General features: G+C 60.5%; 21 protein-coding genes. 9 read left to right on the top strand and 12 right to left on the bottom strand.

Translation table 11 applies throughout. The features are described from left to right. Positions 1-280 precede the first annotated feature (280 nt). From J3364_RS16095 to J3364_RS16110, 4 genes are all read left to right on the top strand, one after another. Complete coding sequence (locus tag J3364_RS16095) at positions 281-1,612, top strand: aromatic hydrocarbon degradation protein (protein ID WP_349559281.1); 1,332 nt, start codon at positions 281-283, stop codon at positions 1,610-1,612. A gap of 16 nt (positions 1,613-1,628) precedes the next feature. Further along, positions 1,629-4,862, top strand: coding sequence for an Ig-like domain-containing domain (locus J3364_RS16100; protein WP_349559282.1), 3,234 nt, complete (start codon positions 1,629-1,631; stop codon positions 4,860-4,862). Positions 4,863-5,327: 465 nt separating this feature from the next. Then, positions 5,328-7,622, top strand: coding sequence for a molybdopterin oxidoreductase family protein (locus J3364_RS16105; protein WP_349559283.1), 2,295 nt, complete (start codon positions 5,328-5,330; stop codon positions 7,620-7,622). Positions 7,623-7,645: 23 nt separating this feature from the next. Beyond that, positions 7,646-8,101: a DUF2489 domain-containing protein gene (locus J3364_RS16110; protein WP_123636225.1), complete on the top strand. Its 456-nt coding sequence runs from the start codon at positions 7,646-7,648 to the stop codon at positions 8,099-8,101. Positions 8,102-8,619: 518 nt separating this feature from the next. On the opposite strand, the gene J3364_RS16115 is transcribed toward J3364_RS16110, so the two are convergent. The 4 genes from J3364_RS16115 to J3364_RS16130 form a co-directional block, all read right to left on the bottom strand. Beyond that, positions 8,620-8,904, bottom strand: coding sequence for a hypothetical protein (locus J3364_RS16115; RefSeq protein WP_349559284.1), 285 nt, complete (start codon positions 8,902-8,904; stop codon positions 8,620-8,622). 151 nt (positions 8,905-9,055) lie between these two features. Continuing rightward, complete coding sequence (locus J3364_RS16120; RefSeq protein ID WP_123636715.1) at positions 9,056-10,432, bottom strand: aminoacyl-tRNA deacylase and HDOD domain-containing protein; 1,377 nt, start codon at positions 10,430-10,432, stop codon at positions 9,056-9,058. A 99-nt stretch (positions 10,433-10,531) separates the two neighbouring features. Then, positions 10,532-12,607 (bottom strand): ATP-dependent DNA helicase RecG, encoded by a 2,076-nt coding sequence (recG, locus tag J3364_RS16125; protein WP_349559285.1) that lies wholly within the window; start codon positions 12,605-12,607, stop codon positions 10,532-10,534. 4 nt (positions 12,608-12,611) lie between these two features. Next, entirely contained in the window at positions 12,612-13,577 is a 966-nt protein-coding gene (locus J3364_RS16130; protein WP_349559286.1) for a hydrogen peroxide-inducible genes activator, read from the bottom strand. Positions 13,578-13,664: 87 nt separating this feature from the next. On the opposite strand from J3364_RS16130, the gene J3364_RS16135 reads away from it, so the two are divergent. Then, positions 13,665-14,525 (top strand): NAD-dependent epimerase/dehydratase family protein, encoded by an 861-nt coding sequence (locus tag J3364_RS16135; protein WP_349559287.1) that lies wholly within the window; start codon positions 13,665-13,667, stop codon positions 14,523-14,525. Between the two features lie 4 nt (positions 14,526-14,529). Here J3364_RS16135 and ridA read toward each other — a convergent pair whose 3' ends face one another. The 5 genes from ridA to J3364_RS16160 form a co-directional block, all read right to left on the bottom strand. Continuing rightward, positions 14,530-14,916 (bottom strand): deaminase RidA, encoded by a 387-nt coding sequence (ridA, locus tag J3364_RS16140; RefSeq protein WP_131482972.1) that lies wholly within the window; start codon positions 14,914-14,916, stop codon positions 14,530-14,532. A 142-nt stretch (positions 14,917-15,058) separates the two neighbouring features. After that, positions 15,059-17,215 carry a RelA/SpoT family protein gene (locus J3364_RS16145; RefSeq protein WP_349559288.1) on the bottom strand — a complete coding sequence of 719 codons (2,157 nt, stop codon included), beginning with the start codon at positions 17,213-17,215 and terminating at the stop codon, positions 15,059-15,061. A gap of 208 nt (positions 17,216-17,423) precedes the next feature. Beyond that, entirely contained in the window at positions 17,424-17,636 is a 213-nt protein-coding gene (gene rpoZ, locus J3364_RS16150) for a DNA-directed RNA polymerase subunit omega (protein WP_123636709.1), read from the bottom strand. A gap of 116 nt (positions 17,637-17,752) precedes the next feature. Then, on the bottom strand, positions 17,753-18,400 hold the full coding sequence (gene gmk, locus J3364_RS16155) for a guanylate kinase (protein WP_349559289.1): 648 nt from the start codon (positions 18,398-18,400) through the stop codon (positions 17,753-17,755). A 102-nt stretch (positions 18,401-18,502) separates the two neighbouring features. Beyond that, positions 18,503-19,369, bottom strand: a complete 867-nt coding sequence (locus J3364_RS16160; protein WP_349559290.1) for a YicC/YloC family endoribonuclease — start codon at positions 19,367-19,369, stop codon at positions 18,503-18,505. Positions 19,370-19,547: 178 nt separating this feature from the next. On the opposite strand from J3364_RS16160, the gene rph reads away from it, so the two are divergent. Then, complete coding sequence (gene rph, locus J3364_RS16165) at positions 19,548-20,264, top strand: ribonuclease PH (protein WP_349559291.1); 717 nt, start codon at positions 19,548-19,550, stop codon at positions 20,262-20,264. A gap of 73 nt (positions 20,265-20,337) precedes the next feature. Here the strand turns inward: rph and J3364_RS16170 are convergent, their stop codons facing one another. Next, positions 20,338-21,147, bottom strand: a complete 810-nt coding sequence (locus tag J3364_RS16170) for an exodeoxyribonuclease III (RefSeq protein ID WP_203143533.1) — start codon at positions 21,145-21,147, stop codon at positions 20,338-20,340. Positions 21,148-21,227: 80 nt separating this feature from the next. Here J3364_RS16170 and pyrE point away from each other — a divergent pair, with 80 nt between their 5' ends. Continuing rightward, entirely contained in the window at positions 21,228-21,866 is a 639-nt protein-coding gene (pyrE, locus tag J3364_RS16175; RefSeq protein ID WP_349559292.1) for an orotate phosphoribosyltransferase, read from the top strand. Between the two features lie 135 nt (positions 21,867-22,001). Continuing rightward, positions 22,002-22,670: a DUF4124 domain-containing protein gene (locus J3364_RS16180; protein ID WP_349559293.1), complete on the top strand. Its 669-nt coding sequence runs from the start codon at positions 22,002-22,004 to the stop codon at positions 22,668-22,670. Between the two features lie 60 nt (positions 22,671-22,730). On the opposite strand, the gene J3364_RS16185 is transcribed toward J3364_RS16180, so the two are convergent. Further along, positions 22,731-23,144, bottom strand: a complete 414-nt coding sequence (locus tag J3364_RS16185; RefSeq protein ID WP_349559294.1) for a hypothetical protein — start codon at positions 23,142-23,144, stop codon at positions 22,731-22,733. Between the two features lie 427 nt (positions 23,145-23,571). Between J3364_RS16185 and J3364_RS16190 the strand changes: the two genes are divergently transcribed. Further along, complete coding sequence (locus J3364_RS16190) at positions 23,572-24,006, top strand: fibronectin type III domain-containing protein (RefSeq protein WP_349559295.1); 435 nt, start codon at positions 23,572-23,574, stop codon at positions 24,004-24,006. Positions 24,007-24,071: 65 nt separating this feature from the next. Here J3364_RS16190 and J3364_RS16195 read toward each other — a convergent pair whose 3' ends face one another. After that, entirely contained in the window at positions 24,072-24,395 is a 324-nt protein-coding gene (locus J3364_RS16195; protein ID WP_123636700.1) for a DUF2782 domain-containing protein, read from the bottom strand. Between the last annotated feature and the right edge of the window lie 21 nt (positions 24,396-24,416).

Consider the following 24,416-nt stretch of genomic DNA (forward strand, 5'->3'; position numbering starts at 1 on the left):
AAACCCGTTAAATATCTGTTTTTTATGACCTAAACCCGACTTATGTCGGCCTACACTGAAACGACCTTAACGGCGTTTGACACAGCCGCGGCCTCATATGACTAGACGGACTGAAGCAACTGTCAGTCAGGCCAAACACCCGTGGCCCATTACGGCCTAAGATCACAACAAAACAATAAGTGCACAAATGTCCCATTAAGAATGCCCGACAGGATGCATCGCTGAAGGAACGCACCCCGTAACCCGGGCAGAACAAGAAAACAAATAATGGAGTATCCACATGACAAATCAGGCGCCCCAGCCGTCCCGACTCCTGATCTCGGCTGTCACCCTTGCCCTGGCCGGTATGGCCTCCACCGCATCCGCCAGTATGGGGAATATCGGTACCACCTACGGCATCCTGCCAACGGATGTCGCGTCTGCCCAGGCCTTGTCCATGTTCAACAGCCAGGTCTCGGCGACCTACTACAACCCGGCGTACCTGGCCAAGGATCCCCGAGGCGAACTGACGTCCGGTCTGATGCACGCTCAACCGGAGCTGCGTGCCAAGTCACCGTACCGAGATGGTGACGTGGTCTCCGATCAGGAAAGTCAGCACGTCCTGATCGGCATGAAAACCAACCTGACCTCGCTGACCCGTTTCGACCACCCGATCTACCTTGGCTTCATGGCCGGCGTTGAGAAATATGGCAAGGAAATGCTCGCCTTCGAGTCCAACACCTCGGAGACTGGCCAGTTCCTTGAATACGGCCGCCAGCCCCTGTTCCTGCTGCTGGGGGGCGCAACCACGCTCTGGCGTGGCATCGATGTGGGCGCTTCGGCGCGTATCACGCTTCACTCCAGCGCGAGCCTGAAGACCACCACCGACCTGGCCGGGAACACGCAGTACGAATCCCTGACGGTGAACGCGAAGCCATCCATCCGCTCCATCCTCAGTACCAGCATTGATCTCGGGGAGACCTTCTGCCCGGACAGCGAGTGCTGGCTGGACGGCTGGGAAACCGCCTTCGCCTATCGCAGCAGTTCCAACACCAACACCGAAGTCAGCGCCAACACCGTTATTCCGGGCCTGATTCCGGAGAGCGCGCCGCTGGTCTTCTCGGTGCTGACCTATGACTCCTATCAGCCGTCCATCTACGCGGCCGGCATCCAGTACGGCACCGATTCCTGGCGCCTGGGCCTGACGCTCGAGCAGCAAAACTGGTCGGACCTGGAAGATGAATTTGACAACGACACGATCAAGGACCAGGCCAATGCCCGCTTCAAGGACATCCTGATCCCGCGGATCGGCGCCGAGTTCAAGTTTGCCGAGCACTTCGGCCTGACCCTTGGCTTCGCGTACCAGGAGTCCGCACTCAAGAGCAACAGCACCCAGGACGTGAACTACTTCGATAACGACAAGTACATCGCCGGCATCGGCCTGAGCGCGGAGTACACCCGCACGCGCGTGCTGACCTACCCGGTGCGTTTCGATATTGCCTATCAACGCCAGATGCTGCAGGACCGCGATTTCACGATCGACAGCACCAAGCCCGGCACCCGTGACGGCGAAGTCGTCACCACCGACGGTGAAGTCGATGTGTTCAGTGGCTCCGTCACGCTGAAATTCTGAGCAAGAGGTACAGGCCATGAAATACAACAAGATATTGGCTCTGGCCCCCGCATTGGTGCTGGCAGCCTGCGGGGGTGAAGAACAGACCGTGAACGAACCCCAGATGCCGGGCTCGGTCGTCTACGCCTACCCGGCGGACGGCCAGACCAGCATCTCTACCAAAGCGGATGTGGTCCTGCGGTTTTCCAACGCCATCACCGATGAAGACGCCGCCAGCAAGATCCGGATCACAGCGGCCGGCGGCGATGCCAGCGTGCCCTTCAGCGTCGAAAAGGTGGACGGCGGCAACAGTCTCGTCCTCTCGCCGGACAGCGAGCTGGCACCAGGCACTGAATACACCGTCAGCTTCGCGGAAAACCTGGACGCCGCCGGCAATCGCACCATCGGCACGCCCAACGCCGTGGGCGCAGACGGCGTCCAATTCACGACTCGGGGCGGTCTCACCGACGTGGCCCAATTGGCCAACCTGTCGGCGGACTTCCAGGTCGTCGACACCCTGCCGGACGGCGACACCTTCAAGTTCATGGATTTCTCCACCATCCGGTTGCGGACCAGCCACCCGATCCATCCGGATTCAGCGATCTACGGCACTACAGTCTCCCTACTCGACGGCAGTGGTGAGCTGGTCCCGGCGACGCTGCTGGTTTCGGACAACAAGCTGACCGTCGATCCGTGCACGGTAGACGATCCGCACCAGTGCGGCAGCGCCGACGATCAGCTGGATCCTGATGAGACCTACACGCTCAGCATCAACGGTCTGATGGACATGAAGGGCAACTCGCTGACCTACGAGAAAACCTTCACGCCTCAGGAAACCGGCCCGACCGAAATCCTGTACCAGAAGATCGTCGACTCCAACTTCAGCGAACAGTCGATCCTCGACGGCCAGTACGTCAACGCGGTGACGCTGAACTCCGTACTCCAGGGCACCGCCGGCCCGTCTCAACAGACCGGCGCCCTTTACGCCGAACTGGGCTACGCGCCCAGCTTCCCGGGCGACACGCCGGTACCCCTGCGCGTGCCCAAGGGCACCATCCTGCAAAGCACCAGCCTGGACGTAAAAATCAACGGCAGCGTCCCCATCCTCAACGCCGAAACCGGCCAGCCGCAGGAGACCGGCACCATCAAGGTCACCATGCTGTCGGATGCCATGGGCTACCTTTATCCCAACCCCTACAGCGATGACGACGAGGCGCCGCGCCACGTCCGTCTGTGGATGGACGTATCCATGAACACCGAGGAGGCCCAGCCCAACGCGTCGCTGTCCCAGGACCTGTTGCGGGTCGAGCTGACCGGCATCGCCATCGTCAAGAACGGCATCCTGACCATCGACGCCATCGGCATGGTCGAGCCCAACCTGCTGGGCCAGGAATACACTGACTCCACCATCGCCTTCCACATCGAGGCGGATACTTCCGAGCAGATGACCGCACCGGACCGCCCGATCGACGAAACCGGCCCGGAACTGGTGAGCTGGATGCCGGGACCGGACGACGCCATTCCCGACACCCGTCAGGCCATGCAACGCCCGGGGGATCCGGTGGTCCTGAACTTCGATGAACCGCTAGATCCGGATACCGTCGCAGACGGTGTGACGCTGTTTGCCGACGGATCGGAAGTGAGCGATGTGCGAACCAAGCTGGATGGCACCACGATTGCCGTGAATCCGGTGGGTGGTCTCGAGCATGGCGTGGATTACACGGTTAACATCAACAGCTCGCTGACGGATGTGTCGGGGAATGGTGCGACGACTCGGACGTTGAGTTTTGCGTTGCCCGCCCTGGACACAGAGACACCATCGGTCACCCAGCGTTCCCCTATTGCACTGACCACCTACCCGGGCTATCCGTGTGAGACAACCGGTGTTGATCTGGCCGCCGGTACTCATGGACAGTGCTGGGACGACGCGCCTGATGGCGAACAGGGCGACGTTCTTCCGCTGTCGACAATGCCGGCTGACCGCCCGATCGTGGTTGTTTTCTCCCAGTCCATGAATCTGGACTCCATTCGTCTTGGTGAAACGTTTAAGGTCGAGAAGGTCAACGAGGACACCAGCTTGATCGAGGAAGTAACAGGCAGACTGGAGAAGAGCAATCAGCGCATCCGCTTCTATCCCGATAAACCGTGGGAAAAAGGCGCTTATTATCGCTACACACTGGAATCGGAACAGGATGGTACGTGTACCGACGGCACGAGTGACACAATCGTCTGTGGCGAGAACAACCTGGCACTGCAGACCGATCTTCTGGAAGATCCGGAAGATGTCGGCGGCCAACCTCTCACCATCTACTTCGAAGGTGGAGACAAACGCCAGTCCGTGTTTACACCACTCCGAAACCTGCCGATCCGCGACGTAAACTCAAATTACATCGTCGACTGTGATGGAGGTTTGGGAGGTGAGGACTGCCTGGAACCCTTTGACCATGAGCCTGACGGTTCTGGCGGTTTCCTGCCGTCGGCCAACGCCGCGAAACTGCTCGTGACCGACCAAACGGCAACCGTACTGGGCGCTCGAATTGCGGGCAATGCCCGGGTTGGCTGCGAGACAGGCGGGGCGGACTGCCCGCGTAACAAGTTCATCTATCAGACCTACGGCCTGAATACCGAAGTGGTCGGTCCCGCAGTCGATGAAGAAACTGGGAAAACGGGCGTTCGGGTTCTGCTGTATCCAACGATGCTTGCAACGACAAACGCCAGCGTCTATCTGGATCCGCTGGGCGAACAGCGGACAGGGCCACAGATCCTGCGCATGCGTTACGCAAAGGACGACCCAAACTGTACCAGCGATTGCGCTCGCAACAGCCTGATTCCCGGCATCATTATCGAAGGTGACGATGGTCAGCCGATCTTCAAGACTGAAGCCGAGCTCACCCTTGACGCACCGAACTTGACGGTCCCGTTGGAAGGGGTTCTGCATCACAACCTGTACAGCTATCCTTTCACGCTGGAATTGAGTGGCCCCATCACCTTCTTTGATGATGGTCGCATGCAGATTGAGCAGATCAGCCACAACGTGCCGGAAATCAACGTCGTCGTCTCCAGCGAGAGCGCCATCGTCAACGCCGGCGTGGATTTTATCAGCTGTCTTGGCGGACTGTTCACCGGTAATTTCGGCGCGTGTCAGCAGATTATCGACTCGGGCGATAGCGAGAGTGCTGGCGCTGTTTCCATTCCACTAGTGATTCCCGAAAATGGCGTTTACCTGAACTTCATCTCCAATCCCATCAAGGAGATTCCAGAAGACGGCTGATACCAGCCTCGAACCAAAAGGCCAGCCTTCGGGCTGGCCTTTTTTATGGTCACGGGAAGTTCGCGGGGCACCTTCGGCGCCTCAGAAGCTAAAGCATCTGCTACATGCTCGAGTGAGCAGCAGACCTATCCATCACGCCCGCGGATATGACACGAGGTCTGATCGAAACCCATGGACACCATCGCTGGAGAAAAGGACACGGACGTCCTTGACCGCAATAGCGGGCCAGGGATGGCCCTCTAGGGCGGCGGAAGCGATGGTGTCCATGGGTTTCAGCCCCAAGGTATGAATTCAAATATGTCCACAGCAACCTACCGTTTACCGCCCATCTCTAAAGGTTCAAAACCGCCCAAAGGATGACCAATGGCAGGCCTTTTCAACTCCACCCACATTCCTGCTAATCTGGTTGCCTAAAAAAACCAGAATGACAACCACAGCGACAATAAAAAATCGGGAGAGATCAGCATGGATAACGGCATCCACTACCGCACGTGCCACCTCTGCGAAGCCATGTGCGGCGTCGCCATCGAAGTGAAGGACGGGCAGATCGCCTCGGTCAAGGGCGATGCGGACGATCCGTTCAGCCATGGCCACATCTGCCCCAAGGCGGTCGCGCTGCAGGATCTTCACAACGATCCGGATCGACTGACCAGGCCGTTGCGCCGCACCGCCGATGGTTGGGAGGAAATGGAGTGGGACGCGGCCTTCGATTTCGTCGCCGAACGTCTTTACCAGATCCGTCGCGAGTACGGCCGCAATGCCGTGGGCACCTATCAGGGCAACCCCAACGTCCACAACCACGGTGCCATGATTGCCGGGCTGCCCTTCCTGCGGGCCCTGGGCACCCAGAACCGGTTTTCCGCCACCTCCAACGACCAGCTGCCCCACATGCTGGCCAACCTGGAAATGTTTGGCCACCAGGTCCTGTTCCCGATTCCGGACATCGACCACAGCGAACTGATGATCTGCATCGGCGCCAACCCCATGGCGTCCAACGGCAGCCTGATGAGCGTGCCGGACTTCCGGGGCCGCCTGAAAGCCCTCAAGGCGCGAGGTGGCCAACTGGTGGTGATTGATCCGCGGCGCACCGAGACCGCCCGCGAAGCCGATGAGTTCCACTTCGTCCGGCCCGGCAGCGATGCTCTGTTACTGATGGGCATGCTGCACACGCTGTTCGATGAAGACCTGGTCAACCTCGGTGCCGCCGAGCACTGGAGCCGCGACCTGGATCTGGTGCGACTCGCCTGCCTGCCCTATGCACCCGAAGCGGTGGCCGGTCATACCGGCATTGAAGCCACCCAGATTCGCATCCTGGCCCGCCGGCTGGCCACCACGCAGCGGGCGGTCCTGTATGGGCGGATTGGCACCAGCACTCAATCGTTTGGCGGCGTTGCCACCTGGCTGATCTACCTGCTGAATACCCTGACCGGCAAGCTGGATGCCACCGGGGGCCTGATGTTTACACAGCCCGCGGTCGATCTGGTGGCGCTGGGCGCCCTATCCGGCCAGCGCGGGCATATTGGTCGCCGGCACAGCCGGGTCAAGGGACTCCCCGAGTTCGGCGGCGAATACCCCGCCAGTGCCATGGCCGACGAAATCCTTACTCCAGGCGACGGCCAGATCCGGGCGTTCGTCACCATCGCCGGCAACCCCGTCCTGTCCAGCCCCAATGGCACCCGCATGGAGCAGGCCCTGGATCAGCTCGACTTCATGGTCTCGGTGGATTACTACCTGAATGAAACCACCCGCCACGCCGACATTATCCTGCCGCCCACCCACGCCCTGGAGCGCAGCCACTACGACCTGATCTTCAATATGATGGCGGTGCGCAATGTGGCGAAGTTCAGCGAGCCGCTGTTCGAGCCCTCGGCCAACGCCCGCCACGACTGGCAGATCCTGTTGGAACTCGCCCACCGCCTGGAGCGGCTGAAAAAAGGTGGCCGACTGGGGCTTCGTCAGGAGCTGGGCTGGCAGGCCTTCAAGCGACTGGGCCCGGATACACTGCTGGATGTGGCCCTGCGCACGGGCCCCTATGGGCAACCGGTGGGCCGTCTGCAGCCTCTACTCCAGCCGGCCACGGACCTGATCGAAGCGGTCCTTCCCAAGCGCCATCCCCTGCGCCATCTCACCCGATTGAGCCCTCTGGACCGTCGCTGGCAGGATCTGCCCAAAGGCCTGTCGCTGGCCACATTGCGTGAGCAGCCACACGGCGTGGATCTCGGCCCCTTGCGCCCTTCCCTGCCCGACCGGCTCTACACCCGGGACGGCCTGGTCAACCTGGCCCCGCGGCGTTACCTGGACGATCTGCCCCGGCTGTACGAGGTTTTGATGGCTACGCCCGGGAACGAGATGCAATTGATCGGGCGCCGCCACGTACGCAGCAACAATTCCTGGATGCACAACAGCCAGCGACTGGTGAAAGGCAAATCCCGCTGTACTCTGATGATTCACCCGTCCGACGCACAGCGCCTGGGCGTGACCGACGGCGCGGAAGCCGAAGTGACTTCGGCGGTCGGTTCGATTGTGATCCCCGCCGAGATCACGGAAGATATCATGCCCGGCGTCGTGTCGATCCCCCATGGCTGGGGTCATGATCGCTCGGGCACCGCCCAGCGGGTGGCCAATGCCCACGCCGGGGCCAGCATCAATGACGTGATCTGCGACGATCAGGTCGATCCAGTCAGCGGCACGTCCGTATTGAATGGACAGACCGTCCAGATCCGCGCCCGTCAGCCGGCGGAAGACCGCCAGCGGGCCTGAACCAGCACTGAAGGAGGCGCTGCATGCCGCAATGGATACAATGGGTCCTGATTATTGCCGGGCTGGCCGTGATTGCCTTACTGGCCCGCTTTATCTGGCAACGGACCCGGCTGTTGCGGCAGCAGAACCAGCAGACAGCGCGTAACGAAGCCTTCCGGCAGCAGCGCCGTGACCAGATGATTGAAAGCGTCCGGGTTCTCGCGATGTCCGTCGAACAGGACCAGGTGGAATATTCCGAAGCCTGCCTGCGCCTCAAGGGGCTGCTGGATCACCTGGCGCCGGAACTGCTGGAGCAATCGCCTTACCGCATTTTCCAGGAGATGCACGATGCGCTGGAGCATATGCCGACGCATCAGGCTCGGCAGGACACGGCGTCACACTTCATCCGTAAACTGGACGAGCAGCGGTTTGAGCTGGAAAAGACCCACGCGGACGCGATCCGTCGGGCGGCGACGGCGATTCGTTATCATCAGTTTTAAGGTATTCGGTCCCGTGAGTCGTGGGAGGTACAGACAGCTTATTGGGCTGCTCCGAAGCTGAAGCGTCTGCTACATTAAAGACTCACTTGAGTACTGTATAGGGTGTTTAAAAGCTCCAGGGATATAGGTTGGGCTGACGCAGGAAGCCCAACAATAAGTGGGCACCGGACGTTCCCGTTATCACGGACATGCTTGGAGCATGGGTTCTCGAAAATCGCCTTGGCGACCACTAGGTTGGACGAGACTGACCGCAAACTCAGTTTGTTGGGCTTCCTACGTCAGCCCAACCTACGATATTCGCTATCGCTCACCACGCTTTTGCCATACCCTCTTTAGTTTCTGAGGCGCCGCAGGTGCCCGATAAGTCCCCGCCATGTTCACCAGACTCAGGCCCGCAAACTACCCCACATAAAAAAGCCGGCCCTGAGGCCGGCAATCACCCGCTCATGCAGATCTACCTGAGTACTCCCGGCCGGCGCCTGGGCGACGGCTGATGTATTCGAATGGCCTGAATCCCATCAGGACAGGCTGTTGAATCCGGTTTCTCCGGCGTCTTTTGCCTCCTGTTCCCAATCGACACCTTCCTGGCGCAGGGCATCGATCAGTGTGGGGTCCAGCTGTTCCAGAAACGCCCGAAAATGGCGTTGGATAACACGGTCTGGAGAATGGGCCGTCACCCTGAGCAGTTCGAGGCATTCATCGGTGTCGGCCAGGTGGTAATGGCGTCCGCCACGATGCCTGAAGTGGGATTCAAGCTGGTACAGGTGGTAAATACCGCCGGAGTTGAAGATGAGCCGATCCATTGGACACCCCCGCGCAGGCCAAGCGTCTCACACTCCATTGCATCCCGACTGCTAACCGGTTCCCTTTATTTTCAATGTAGACCACAGGAAAGGAATTGGTAGGAGAAATCGGGGAAAGACTGCGGCCGGAACCGCAGTCTTGGTAAGAGGATCAGGACTGCTGCATCATCCCGGCCATCGCCATGATGCTGTCCCGGTTTTCGACCAGTTCATCGAATTGCCCGGCCACCTTGTCCGGATCCAGCCCCAGGCGCTCGAACAGAGCCGGATCCAGCGGTGCCGGCGCGCCCAGGTCGATGCCGCGCTCGATCAGCAGCGTGCGCCCCAGGTACAACAGCTGCGCGTACACCGCCAGCTCACCATCGAAGTCCGGATTCTTCTGGTTGCGCAGGGCCACAACCACCTCATCCGGCATGCCCCAGTTCTCCATCAACTGAGCGCCAATCTGCTCACGGGTGATGCCCAGGATATGCTGTTCGATCACGCTGGAATCCAGGCAGGCATTGGCCTCCAGCGTGCGGCAGACCACCCGGAAATGCGGCGGGAAGACCTGGTTGAGTAACAGGTAGCCGAAATTGTGGAGCAGCCCTCCGAGGTAAGCCAGCCCGAAGGACGGCCGTTCGCCGCGGCGCATCATCGCCGACAGGACACCGGCCGCCTGGGCCTGCCAGATGGCCTGCTGCCAGTAGCCAATGTAGCCGTCGGGCTCGTCCTCGGGCGCTTTCAGCGCGCGGCCCAGCGACAGGCCCATGGCCAGATTCATCACCAGCTCGAAACCGAGCACCCGCGACACCGCATCGTGCACCGAGCGAACCTGGCCGGCCGCGGCGTAGAAGGAGGAGGACGCCCAACTGACCACCTGGGCCGCCAGACTGGGGTCACTCTCGACAATATCCACCAGATCGTTCATCACCGCGTTGGGATTGACCCGCAGGTGAATGATCCGCTGCGCCGTTTCCGGCAACGGGGGCAGTTCCAGGGTGTCTTCGAGACGCTGACGAATGCGCAGGTTGGTGAAGCGCTCCAGCGCGGAATGCAGCTGTTCGCGATCCCGCTGGGGCTCGGACAGGTTAACCTGAATCGAGGCCACCGGCGCGGTGACCGATAACCGCCGGGCCTCGGACGTCAGTCGACGGAAAGCGTCGATTGGCATCTCCACCTGGGGGCCGCCCGGGGCATACGCCAGCGCGACAGATTCCAGCTGCTCGACCGCCTCGTCCACCACAGTGGGCCAGCCGGTCAGGGATGGCAGTGCGGGAATCAACTGCACATCCAACCGTTCCCGGATACGCCGCAGCTCCCGCCGGCTGATCACCCGTAGGTCCCGACCCAGCCGTTTGTTGAGGCGATTGATATCCAGCATATCCCCTTGCCGGCAGATCACCTGCAACTTGCCTTCGTAATCCTCCAGCGGCACCATCCGCAGCGTATTGGCGGCGTCCGGCGTCTCTACGATCTCGAAAAGTGGCGTACCCTGATTGCGCGATGCAGCCTGCAGGGCATCCCGAACTGCGATGGGCAGTTCCATGCTTACCCCCTGATAATGCTTATTTCTGGTCTTTGACGACATAGGGTCTCAGCCACTGAACGGTTCGAGGCGAGCCTGCGTTGCAGGAACACTGCCCCTCTAGACGTCCCCGTAACGAATACGTTCCCCCAGCCAGCGCCGGATCAGCGCATCCACACGCTGAGACTCATTCATCAGCGCCGGCGCCGCTTCCCGGATAATCGGTATCCAGCCCTTGTCGCGTTCAAAATCCGCCAGACGGAACTGCATCATACCAGTCTGACGGGTACCCAATACTTCGCCTGGCCCACGAATTTCCAAATCCTTTTCGGCGATCACAAAGCCGTCCTGGCTGTCCCGCAGCACCTGGAGGCGGGCCTTGCCGTTGCGGGACAGCGGGGGATGATACATCAGCACGCAGAAACTGGCCTCATGACCCCGCCCCACTCGCCCCCGCAACTGGTGCAGTTGAGCCAGACCCAGCCGCTCCGGATTCTCGATGATAATCAGCGAGGCATTGGGCACGTCCACCCCCACCTCGATGACCGTCGTGGCCACCAGCAAATCCAGGACACCCTCCTTGAACTGCTGCATGATCTCCGCTTTCTCGGCCGCCTTGAGCCGGCCATGGACCAACCCGACTTTCAGGCCCGGCAACCGGGACTTCAGATCTTCCGCCGTCACCTCCGCCGCCTGGCACTGCAACGCCTCGGATTCCTCGATCAGGGTGCACACCCAATACGCCTGGCGCCCGGCCCAGCAGGCCTCTTCCACACGACCGATGACCTCGTCACGGCGAGCATCGGCGATGGCGATGGTCTCGATGGGTTTGCGACCCGGCGGCAGTTCATCAATCAACGATGTGTCCAGATCGGCGTAGGCGCTCATGGCCAGCGTACGCGGAATCGGCGTCGCCGTCATGATGAGCTGGTGTGGGGCCAGCCGGCCCTCGGCGCCTTTCTCTCGCAGGGCCAGACGCTGGTGGACCCCGAAGCGGTGCTGTTCATCCACGATCACCAACGCCAGGCGCTCGAATGCCACATCGGCCTGGAACAGTGCGTGGGTGCCGATCACAATCTGTGCCTCGCCGCCTGCCACGAGGTCCAAAGCCGCCTGCCTCGCCTTTCCCTTCACCTTGCCTGACAGCCAGACAGGCGACAGTCCCAGCGGCTCCATCCAGGCGCTGAAATTGAGGTAGTGCTGTTCAGCCAGGATCTCGGTCGGCGCCATCAATGCCACCTGAGCCCCCGCTGCGATCGCCTGCAACGCGGCCAGAGCCGCCACCACCGTCTTGCCGGATCCGACGTCGCCCTGCACCAACCTCAGCATCGGCAGGGGTTGGCTCAGATCCTGTCGGATGTCCGACAGCACCCGTTCCTGGGCCGGGGTCAGCTTGAATGGCAGCTGGTCTCGGAAGCGGTCGTCGAGATCCCCTTGGGGCAAGAGCGCCAGGGCCTCCCGGGCCTGGATCTGTTGGCGCACCTGCAACAGGCTCATCTGGTGGGCCAGCAACTCTTCCATCACCAGACGCTGCTGCGCCGGATGCCGCCCTTCAACCAGCGCCGGTACCGGTGCGCCTGCCGGCGGCGCGTGTACCAGGTGCAACGCCTGGTTGAGTTCGGGCAGCTGGAAATCCGCCAGCAGGGATTCCGGGAGCCACTCCCGGACCGGATAGCGATCGAGGTATTTCAGTGCCTGCTGGCACAGGCTGCGCAGGCGCGGTTGCTGGATGCCGTCGGTCAGTGGGTAGACCGGGGTCAGTGTGGCCTGGTCCGGGGCCGGCATGGGGGGCGGGTTGATCTGGTATTCGGGGTGGTAGAATTCGAATCCGGCACGGCCGGGACGCACTTCACCAAAGCATCGGACCCGTGCCCCTTCGCTCAGCTGGTTCTTCTGGGAGGCGTTGAAATGGAAAAAGCGCAGGACCAGGAAACCGGAATCGTCGCGCATCGTCACCTGCAGGCTGCGTCGTCGGCCCATGACCAGATCGGTCTTGACCACCTCGCCTTCCACCACCCCGACATCCCCGACGTGGAGACTGCCAATGGGAATTACGCGGGTGCGGTCCTCATACCGGTGCGGCAGGTGGAACAGAAGATCCTGCAGGTTGTGGATGCCCAGTTTCGCCAGCGTCCCTGCCAGCGCGGCGCCGACACCCTTGAGGGTCGTGACGCCAATCTCTTCCAGTGACGTCATGGGATCAGGCAGAGGCTGCGGTGACCGACAGGGCCCGATCCGTTTTTTCCATCACCCGGCACTGGCTCGCCGCCAATGACAGCACATCGATCGCCTTGGGCCGAGGGAAGGTGACCCGCCAGGCCAACGCCACGGTGCGGAAGGGGACGGGCGGCTTGAACGGCCGCACGGTCAGGATATCCTCCCGGTATTCCATGGCGGTTGCCGCCGACATGGGCAGAACCGTGATCCCGAGCCCCGAGGCCACCATATGACGAATGGTCTCCAGCGAGCTGCCCTCGGTCACCAGGGACGGGCGCGCCGCCGCACCGGAGGCGCGGGCCGCCATGGCATCTTCCAGCGGCGGGCAGGATTCCAGGACCTGGTCCCGGAAACAGTGGCCCGGACCGAGCAACAACAGTTGTTCCTTGGCCAGTTGCTCGGCGGTCAGGGACTCTTCCCGGGTCAACGGGTGATCCGCCGGCAGCAGAACCACGAAAGGTTCATCGTAGAGCGGTAGCGTCACCACTTCCGGTTCTTCGAATGGCAGCGCAATGATGATGGCGTCCAGCTCCGACTGTCGCAGTTTCTTGCGCAGGTCCGAGGTGTAGCCTTCCTCGATAAACAGGGGCATGTCCGGCGCGGCACGCCGTAACTCCGGCAACAGATGCGGGAACAGGTAGGGACCGATGGTGTAGATGGCGCCGACCTTGAGCGGAGAGTTCAGCTGGTTCTTGCCGTTCTGGGCGATATCCCGGATCACCCCGACCTGGTCCAGGACGCGCTGGGCCTGCTCGATGATCTGAGAGCCCGTCTCCGTCACCCGAATGCTGCTCTTGCTGCGCTCGAACAGCGGAATACCCAGCTCATCCTCGAGTTTCTTCACCGCCACACTCAGGGTAGGCTGGCTGACATGGCAGCGTTCCGCGGCCCGGCCAAAGTGCTTCTCGCGGGCCAGGGTGACAATGTAGCGCAATTCGGTCAGGGTCATGGAATTACTCCGGGCAATCTGGACGCTCTCGATCGGGCGAATCAGGAAACACTTTAATGGCTTACAGCATAAGGATTGAGATTGACTATGGCAATCAGTGAACCACGCATTCTTGTGGCCGGCTGTGGCGCTCTGGGGAGCCGCATCGCCATTAACCTGGCCAGCGACGCCGTGGTGTTCGGCCTCAAGCGCCATACCGAAACGCTAACCCGGGACATCCTTCCGGTCAAAGCGGACCTGCAGGATCCGGCGACCCTGCGAGGCCAGCTGCCGCCCGAGCTGGACGCCGTCGTCTATTGCCTGACGCCCAACAGCTACGACGATGCCGGTTATGAAGCCGCTTTCGTACTGGGCCTGCAGAATCTCATCGAGGCGCTGAAAGCAGACGGACAGTCCCTCAATCGCCTGCTGTTCGTTTCCAGCTCCGGCGTGTATCACCAGAATGACGACAGCTGGGTGGACGAAACCAGCCCCACCGAACCGGAGCGTTTCAACGGCCGGCGCGTTCTGGAAGGCGAGCGGATGGCATTGGACGCCCCCTGGCCGGCGACCGTAATTCGCTACAGCGGCATTTATGGACCAACCCGGCAGCGCTTCCTGCAGTCGGTACTCACAGGGCGCCTTAACCCGACGTCACCGGGGCCCTACACCAACCGTATTCACGAAGAGGACGCCTCGGCGGCGGCCGCCCACCTGATTCGCCGGTCGCTGGCGGGCGACACGCTGGAAAACTGCTATCTGGGAACGGATTCCGAGCCGGTACGGATTGACGAGATTGCGGACTGGATTCGCACGCAGGCGAAATGCCCGGCGCCGGAAGGGGAAACGCAGGAAAGTCGTCGGGGCGGCAGCAAGCGTTTGAGCAACCGCCGCCTGCGGGACAGCGGCTTTACCTTCCGCTATCCCGACTACAAGGCAGGCTATGGGGAAATGATTCGCCCGTCCTGAGCGATCAGCTCAGGACCATGACCGCGTCCATCTCCACCGGCACGCCCTTGGGCAGGGCTGCTACCCCAATGGCTGCGCGAGCCGGATACGGCTCCTGGAAATAGGTCGCCATGATTTCGTTGACGGTGGCGAAGTTACCCAGATCCGTCAGGTAGATATTGAGCTTGACGATATCCTGCAACTTGCCGCCGGAGGCTTCGCAGACCGCCGCCAGGTTGTCGAAGACGCGGCGGATGCTGACACTGATGTCGCCGCTGACCACGTCCATGGTGGCCGGGTCCAACGGGATCTGGCCGGACAGGTAGACGGTGTCACCTGCCTTGACCGCCTGGGAATAGGTACCGATGGCTTCCGGTGCGTTTTCTGTCTGAATTACGGATTTGTTGGTCATCGCTTTCTTGCCTCAATCGCCCCGGGCGAACGGGGCTTGCCAAAGGAAAAGGAGTGATCCTCACCGGGATCCGCGGTCCCTGTCAACCGGTAACGGGTTTTCGGTGAACACGGCGAAACCGTCAGGATAAGGGGCCGGGGAATCAGTGGCGAACCCGGCCGATATGGGTCACCGCGCGGATGTTGCGCACCCGGCGCATGATCCGGGCCAGGTGCCGGCGGCCGTTGACGTGAACCACCAGACTGACGACGCTCAGCCGCGCATTCTGCTCTTCCACGTTGATGCGCTCGATATTGCCATCCGCCATGGACACCGCGCTGGCCAACTCGGCAATCACGCCCCGCTGGCGCTCCAGCTCCACGCGCAGCTCCACCGAGAACTCATCGGTGATGTCCTTGGCCCATTTCAGGTGGGTCAGCGGAGAACTGTCGGCGCCCTTCTCGGGCAGCTTGCGGCAGGTATCGCTGTGGATCACCATGCCGGTGCCGGATTCCATCACACCCACCACAGGGTCGCCCGGAATCGGTTTGCAGCAGCTGGCAAAGCGAATAACCATGCCCTCGGTGCCGCGAATGGTGATCGTGCCTCGCCCATGATCGTCGGGCTGCAGGCTGACGATGCCCTGATCGGAAGCCGAAACGCTGTCCTGCGCCCCTTCGCCGGTGCCGGACACCAGTTGGCGGGCGACGATATAGGCCATGCGATTGCCCAGGCCAATGTCGCTGAGCAGATCGTCAAAGCTGGACGCCTGGTTGTGGTCGCAGACCCGCTGACGCTGGTCGTCGCCGATATCGCCGAGTTTGTGACCAAAGCCGGCCAGGGATTTCTTGAGCAGGGTCTTGCCCAGTTCCAGCGACTCGGCCTTCTTCTGGTATTTCAGGAAATGCCGAATGCTGCTGCGCGCCTTGCCGGTCACCACAAAACCAAGCCACGCCGGATTGGGCCGCGCACCCGGTGCGGTGATGACTTCCACCGTCTGACCGCTCTGCAGCGGCTGGCTCAGGGAGCCCAGGTTGCGATTGATGCGACAGGCCACGCAAGCGTTACCGATATCGGTGTGGATGGCGTAGGCAAAATCGATCGGCGTGGCGCCGGCCGGCAGCTCAAGGATCTTGCCCTTGGGCGTGAAGACGTAGATTTCGTCCGGAAACAGGTCGACCTTGACGTTCTCGATGAATTCCAGCGAGTCATCGGTACGCTCGCGCATCTCCATCAGGCCCTTGACCCAACGATCCACCCGGCGCTGGCTGACTTCCAACACCGACGAATTGTCGTTCTTGTAGAGCCAGTGGGCGGCGATCCCGTTATTGGCGATGTGCTCCATCTCCTCGGTGCGGATCTGGATCTCGATGTTCACATGCATCCCGAATAACGTGGTGTGCAGGGACTGATAGCCATTGGCCTTGGGCATGGCAATGTAGTCCTTGAAGCGTCCGGGAAGCGGTTTGTAGAGGCTGTGAACGGCGCCGAGGATGCGGTAACAGTCGTCAGTGGTGTCGGTGATGATGCGGAAGGCGTAGACATCCATGATTTCATGGAAGGATTTGTGCTTGAACTTCATCTTGTTGTAGATGCTGTTCAGGTGCTTCTCACGACCCATGATGCGTCCGGGTAGCCCACGCTCGTTGAGCTTTTCCTCCAGTCGCCCGCGAATCTCGTCGATGATTTCCCGGTGACTGCCGCGTAGTGTTTCCACGGCCTTGGAAATGTAGCGCGAACGCATCGGATACAGGAACGAGAAGCCCAGATCCTCAAGCTCGGTACACAGACTGTGCATGCCCAGCCGGTTGGCGATCGGCGCGTAGATGTCCAGGGTTTCGGTGGCAATACGCCGGCGTTTCTCGAACGACATGTGGCCGAGGGTGCGCATGTTGTGCAGCCGGTCAGCCAGCTTCACCAGGATCACCCGGATATCCCGGGCCATGGCGAGGGTCATCTTCTGGAAGTTTTCGGCCTGGGCTTCGGCGCGGGAACGGAATTCGATCTGGGTCAGCTTGGAAACGCCATCCACCAGATCCGCGACGGCTTCGCCGAACTGTTCGGAAAGCGCATCCTTGGGAATACCGGTGTCTTCGATCACGTCGTGCAGCATGGCGGCCATCAGGCTCTGGTGATCGAGCTTCATGTCCGCGAGGATATTGGCAACGGCGAGCGGATGGGTGATGTAGGGCTCACCCGAACGACGCATCTGGCCCTCGTGGGCTTGTTCGGCGTAATAGTAGGCCCTTCGCACCTGATTGATGCGAGGTGTATCGAGGTAGGTACTCAGCTGATCCGCCAGCGTATCGACGGATGTCATCGCCGTAGCCCCTGCTGACACTGCGCCTCCAGAGACGTTAGGGGAATGCCCGTTGTTCGAACCGGCCGATTCCGCATGAAACTCCGACAAAAAAACCCGAATGCATTACACCCGGGTCTTCCGTTGCCCTGCCAGGACCGTTCACTTATAACGACCCTGTAGCCTCTACTATAAGAGCAGCGGCGCAGATTTCAATGCGACTGAGGACTTACTCTTCGTCGTCCTGCTCGACGAGCGCCTTGTCCACCTTGCCTTCCGCAATTTCGCGCAGGGCGAGAACCGTCGGCTTGTCGTTTTCTTCCGGCACCATCGGCTCATGGCCCTTGGTGGCGATCTGACGAGCCCGTTTGCTTGCCAGCATAACCAGTTCAAAGCGGTTATCGACGTGATCCAGACAGTCTTCAACAGTGACTCGTGCCATAAATTCCCCGAAAACGAAAATAATGTGATTGGATAACAGTTGCCCCGGCCCGGTTATCACGGGTCGCGCCGTCCGGAGCCGCCCTCAGGCAGACCGCGCAGTATAAACGGAAATGCTCAATTTGTATACGCCGAACCACCGGCCACCAGGTCGGCCAGCAGGTCCGCGTGGCGCTGTTCCTGGGCCTCGACGCGCAGCCGCTGGGTTCGGACGATCGACAGCAGTTCCTCAAGTGCCACCTCGAAGTCATCGTTGACCACGAGATAGTCGAACTCCAAAGCGTGGCTGCACTCGTCAGCCGCCTCCTGCAGGCGGCGCTCGATCACTTCCGGTGCATCCTGGCCGCGGCCGGTCAGGCGCTGGCGCAGTGTTTCCGGTGACGGTGGAACGATAAAGATGCTGACGCAATCCGGTAGCAGTCGGCGAACCTGAACGGCGCCCTGCCAGTCGATTTCCAGGATAACGTCTTCACCTTTCGACAGGGTCTCCTCGACCCAGACCTGGGAGGTGCCGTAGTAATTACCGAACACGTTGGCGTGCTCAAGAAACTCGTCGCGGCCGATCATCGACTCGAACTCGTCCCGGCCGACGAAATGGTAATTCACGCCATCCTGCTCGCCTTCCCGCATGGGGCGAGTGGTGTGGGACACGGAGACGCGCAGCCGTGCGTCCCGGGTCAGCATCTCCGCCACCAGACTGGTCTTGCCGGCACCAGACGGTGCCGAAATCACATAAAGGGTGCCTTTTTCCGCAGCCTGGCTCATGGCATACAACTCCGGCAATCAAGATAACTGAATAAGAATAACGAGAGGCGCCGCATTATACGGAGATTGACGATCTTCGACACCTTTGACGGACCACGCGCCCTATTCGACGTTCTGGACCTGCTCCCGCATCTGTTCGATCAGGACCTTCAGGTTGACGGCGATACGGGTGACATCGGCATCGATGGACTTGCTGCTCAGGGTATTGGCTTCCCGGTTGAGCTCCTGCATCAGGAAGTCGAGCCGACGACCGATGGGCTTGCTTGACTTGAGGGTGTCGCGTACTTCGCTGACGTGGGCATCGAGGCGATCCAACTCCTCCGCCACGTCGGACTTCTGCGCCAGCATCACCATTTCCTGGGACAGGCGATCGGGATCGAGCTCCACCTGCGCCGCCGCAAAGCGATCCTTCAGATTCTGAGCCTGCTGCTCCAGCAGTTCCGGCATCCGTTGACGCACGACCGCCACCGACTCCGACATCTCGGTGAGGCGGTTGTCGAACAGCGGCTGCAGGCGCTCGCCCTCGCGTTCGCGGACCGAGACCAGTTCGTTGACGGTCTCCTCAAACAGGGCCTTGGCTGCCGTCTTCACCGGCGCCATGTCCTGCTGCGCCGACTCCAGCACGCCCGGCCAGCGGAGGATATCGAGCGCGTTGATGTGGGCCGGGTTATCCAGGATCCGATTGATCTGGTTGGCCGCTTCGTTGACTTCCTCGGCCAGCGGCAGGTTGACTTCGAGCCCGCCGGCGACGTTCTCGGCCAGCTGCAGGCGCATGCCAATCTCGACCTTGCCGCGGCCGAGGCGCTGTCGCAAGGATTCGCGAAAACCGTTCTCCAGTTCCCGCAGAGTTTCCGGCAGCCGGAACGAGGGCTCCAGGTAGCGATGGTTCACGGCCCGCATTTCGCAGGTCAGCGAGCCCCACTCTCCCTCGGTGTCTTTGCGCGCAAAGGCGGTCATGCTTCGGATCATGAAAACTCCGGACTGTCGTTGACGTTGATGTATTCTAGCAGCCTGTTCGCAGCAACCGCGAACGCTCTGCGACGACGCCCTCGTCATGGTACACTGACCGGCTTCTCAAATGCCCGACAACTGGCACAAACGCCCTGTCCGGGCCAGATCCTTTCATTCAACCAACACAGGAATCGGTATGCGACCCAGTGGACGATCCCCTGAACAGACGCGCGACATCCGAATCACCCGCAACTACACCAAGCATGCGGAAGGTTCGGTCCTGATCGAGTTCGGTGACACCAAACTGATCTGCACGGCCTCGGTCGAGAACAACGTGCCCCGCTTCCTCAAAGGCGCCGGCAAAGGCTGGATTACGGCCGAATACGGCATGCTGCCCCGCTCCACCGGCAGCCGCATGGGTCGGGAAGCCGCCCGCGGCAAACAGGGTGGACGCACGGTCGAGATCCAGCGTCTGATCGGCCGCTCCCTGCGCGCCGCCGTTGACCTGAGCAAGCTGGGCGAGCACACCATTACCATCGACTGTGATGTGATCCAGGCCGATGGCGGCACTCGCACCGCGGCGATCACCGGCGGCTGCGTAGCCCTGGTCGATGCACTGAACCACCTCGTGGAAAAGGGTCGCCTGAAAGCCTCGCCGCTGGTGCAGATGGTGGGCGCGATTTCCGTCGGCGTCTTTGACGGCACGCCGGTGGCGGACCTCGACTACGCGGAGGACTCAACCGCAGAAACCGACATGAATGTCATCATGACTGACCGCGGCGGCTTCATTGAAATCCAGGGTACCGCCGAAGGCGCGCCGTTCGATCGGGACGAGCTGGACAACATGCTGGCCCTGGCCAAGCAGAGCATCGAGCACCTGTTCGAACTGCAGAAGGCAGCGCTGGAAGGGTAACCAAAACCCTGAACGCAAAAAGGCCAGCAATCGCTGGCCTTTTTTGTATCCGTTCCCGATGGGAGTGAATCCCTCAGAACCCGATATCAATGTCGTAATCGATAATGACCGGGGCGTGGTCGGAAAACCGGGTCTCGTCGTCGATCCAGCCCGCGGTAATGGTCTTGCGGATGCCCGGCGTCGCCAGTTGGTAGTCCGTCCGCCAGCCGGCATGCTGACGCCAGCCCTCGGCCCACTCCGGCCACCAGGTGAACTGATCCCCTTCCTTGTTCACTTCGCGGAAGGCATCGACACAGCCCATCTCGTCAAACAGACGGTCCAGCCATGCACGCTCATGGGGCAGGAAACCGGACACATCCAGTTTGTGATAGCGCGGGCTGGTATCGGTAACGTGATGCGCCGTCTGCAGGTTGGCGCAGAAGATAAACTGCCGACGTTTGCGCAGGGTTTTCTGCATGTGCTGGCCGAACGCTTCCATGAAGTCGTCCTTGTGGTCGAGCACCGTCAGGTCGTTCTCGTCACTGATCAGCTCTTCCTCCCGACCCAGCGCACTGGGCGCCAGGACACAGGCCACGCTGACCTTGTCGAAATCCGCCTGGATAAACCGACCTTCCCGATCCGCCATTTCGTTGGCGAACCCATAAATAATAGCCTTGGGAAAATGGCGGGTGTAGATGCCGACGCCGCCGTATTCCGTTTCCTCACCATCAATAAAATAGGCTTCATAGCCTTCGGGTACGTAACGGGGATCATCAAATTCATAGACCCGCATGCGGTGATCCTGAACGCAGACCACGTCTGCATCCTGACCCGCCAGCCAGTCGAAGAAACCCCGGTCAATAGCCTGCGCGAGGCCGTTGACGCTGATTGATACTACCCGCATAGATGTTCCCTGAAACGTTTGTGTGTATGATACCGTTTTTACGCCGTTTTGAAAGAATCCACCCCGCCAGAATGCTTGCCATGCACGACTATCAACGCGATTTCATCGAATTTGCCATCCGCCGTGACGTCCTCCGTTTCGGGGACTTCACACTCAAGTCCGGACGCAGGAGTCCCTACTTCTTCAACGCTGGCCTGTTCAATACGGGGTCGGATTTGCTTCAGCTCGGGCGTGCCTATGCGTCTGCCCTGCAAAATAGCGGCCTGAATTATGACATTCTCTTCGGGCCTGCCTATAAGGGCATTCCGTTGGCCGCCGCTGCGGCCATGTCGCTGGCGGAAACCGGCGACGACCGGCCCTATGCGTTCAACCGCAAAGAGAAAAAAGATCACGGAGAGGGCGGCAACATTGTCGGCGCCCCATTAAAGGGCAAAGTCCTGATTATCGACGACGTGATCACCGCCGGCACCGCCATTCGCGAGTCCATCGACATCATCCGTGACGCCGGTGCCGAACCGGCAGGCGTTCTGATCGCCCTCGACCGGCAGGAACGCGGCCAGGGTGAGCTCTCGGCCATCCAGGAAGTCGAAGCCGAATTCAACCTGCCGGTGGTCAGCATCATTCAACTGGATCAGGTCATCCGCTATCTCGCCGACCGGCCTGACTTCCAGGAAAACGCGCGGAAGGTGGCCGAGTACCGGGACCAGTACGGCATCTGATGATGGCGGCCGGGTGTCGTCCGGAAGCGTTGCAAACCGGTCAGCTACCATTTTTTACAATGCTTGCCGACAGGTCTGTTATGCTGCGGACATCCCGTGGAATACTGGCGCAGTAAACTGGTGAATCAAGCCTTTATGAAACACCTTCCGCAACTCGCGATTGCCGCCCTGCTTTGTACCGCCCTGGGGACTGCCCAGGCGGGCACCATGTATCGTTATAAAGACGATAATGGGCGGACCGTGATCAGCAATACCGTTCCTTCCGACGCTTCCAGGCGCGGCTATCAGATCCTCAACTCCCAGGGCCGCGTTGAAAAGACCGTCGATCCGGCACCGACCGACGAGGAGATCGCCAAGCGCGCCAAACAACAGCAGCAGGAACAACGCGCCGAAAGCCAGCGTGAAGCGGACGCCCAGCTACTGCGCACCTACAGCCATCCGGATGACGCTGTCCGCGCCCTGCGCCGCAAGCTGCAGGAGCTACAGAGCCTGGTTCAGCTCAAGCGCGGTAACATCGCTGTCCTGGACAGTCAGCTGCAAGAACAACAGAGCAAGGCCGCCGATCTGGAGCGCGCCGGCCGGGACGTCCCGGACAACCTGACCACCCGTATCGAACGACTGCAATCCCAGAAACGGGACATCGAGCAGGAAATCCGGCAACAGAACATGGAAACCGACCGGATCCGCCGCACCTTCGAGAACAAGATTGAGCGGCTCGAGACGCTGACCGGGGAGAAGCGCTCGCTGGAGCTCACACCAAGCGACACGGCGGCCAACACCGACGCCCAGTCACCGGGTGACTAACCACCCGACACAAAAAAGGGTCGCTTGAGCGACCCTTTTTTACAGAGCGATCCGTCAACCTCAGGCTGAGGCTGTCGCGGATTTCTTGGCCGTGCTGGTCTTGCGGGTCGTGGTCTTCTTGGCCGTGCTGGTGGTGGACTTCTTCACCGCCTTGGCCTGGTTGGAGACCTCGTCCGCCGCTTCGGATACGGACTCAGCGCCTTCGGCTGTTTCCTTCTCGATCTTCGCGACCAGATCCGCAGCAAAGCTGCCGAAACGGCTGTTCAGACTGCGCAGCTGAGTGAACAGGCTGCCGCTGTAATCGTCATAACGCTTGCGCAGCGACTTCACGCTGTATTCGCGCGCTTCTGCTTCCAGCTTCTCGGCATACTCGAACGGCTTGGAAGCCAGCTTCTTCTGGCGCTCTTCAGCCGCGTTGATGCCCTTTTCCACGATCTCCTGGATCTGTTCCTGGTAACTTTTCAGTTTACCCATCTTGGTGCCTCTCCATTGCTTGTACGACTTGGTTGCGACTGGCGGCGGGTTGTTATCCCGCCAGGCCAATTTCGTTAACAACACGGACAGTACGCACAAAAATTAGAATAATCATACTAAGCCGAAGAATGGGAGGACCGCCGCTAACCAACTGGCGTAAAAACAACTTCCGGCGAAAAGTGAACGCCTGTTCAAAAAACCTACAAAATGTTCACTTGAGACGACGGGGACCATCCGCATAATGACCGCGATCGGATGTACGAGGATGGAGTCTTCTCCGCAGTGCCTCTTGAGGGGATTTTCATTAAGCGACGAAGGACGTCGTCGCAGAAAAGTGAGTCGTCCCTAGAAAGAGAGCTCGCCCAAGCGGGCCATGTTCTATCAGCTAAGGAGCGCAATCAAGGCTCCAGAAACGTCAGGTATATCAATGAACTACACAACGCCAAGCCGGCCTCGGCACGTCCTTTTTTTGTCTTTCATTTTTGCGACCCTGTTTCTCTCCGGCTGTAAGGGTGGCGGATCTTCCTCGGATACAGCTTACAAATCATCGTCGAACACCTCCGACAACGCGGTCGCGCTGAGCAAACCCCGTGAAGCCGCGACGTCCAATCTGCAATGGGCTGCCCCAGCCACACGTGCGGACGGGTCAAAGCTTTACGTGGGCGAGATCAGCGGCTATCGGATCTACTACAAGCTGAAGTACCAGGATGCGTATCAATCCATCAAAGTCAGCGGCTCAGACGAAACCAGCTTCCCGCTGAAAGGTTTTGAGCCGGGAGCCTATGAGTTTTCCGTGTCCACCGTCGACACCGATGGCCTGGAAAGCCAGCCGTCACAGGTCATTGCGGTCAATATCATCTAAAGGCCCTATCCCGACCGGTTCGTCGACCGGTCGGGATACTCGGCGTCAGAGAGTCTTCCGCTTTTCTACCACTGGAAGAGGATCCACTTGGGAACCACCAGCTGCGACCCATCCTGGCGTATAAATCCGCCCCCATCGGCCGGTACCAGGTAATAGACCGGTCCGACTTTCGGCTTCACACGAATTTCCTTGAGCTCTCCGTTAACGCGGTACTCGTAGTACGTTGCTTCTTTCCCCGGCCGGATCACCACTTCCGGGGCATCCGCCGAAGGCTGGTATTCCGAGGCCCGGACCGGAGCCTGTTGCTGCGGCTGTTCTTCCTCGGCCTGGACCTGGGCACTCAATACAGCGGCCATGGCGGCCACCAGCAGGGCGATTGGTTTTTTCATGTTAACCTTATGTTCCTTAAC

This window comes from Marinobacter sp. NFXS9, from assembly GCF_040148665.1.
GTDB classification, from domain to species: Bacteria; Pseudomonadota; Gammaproteobacteria; order Pseudomonadales; family Oleiphilaceae; genus Marinobacter_A; species Marinobacter_A mangrovi.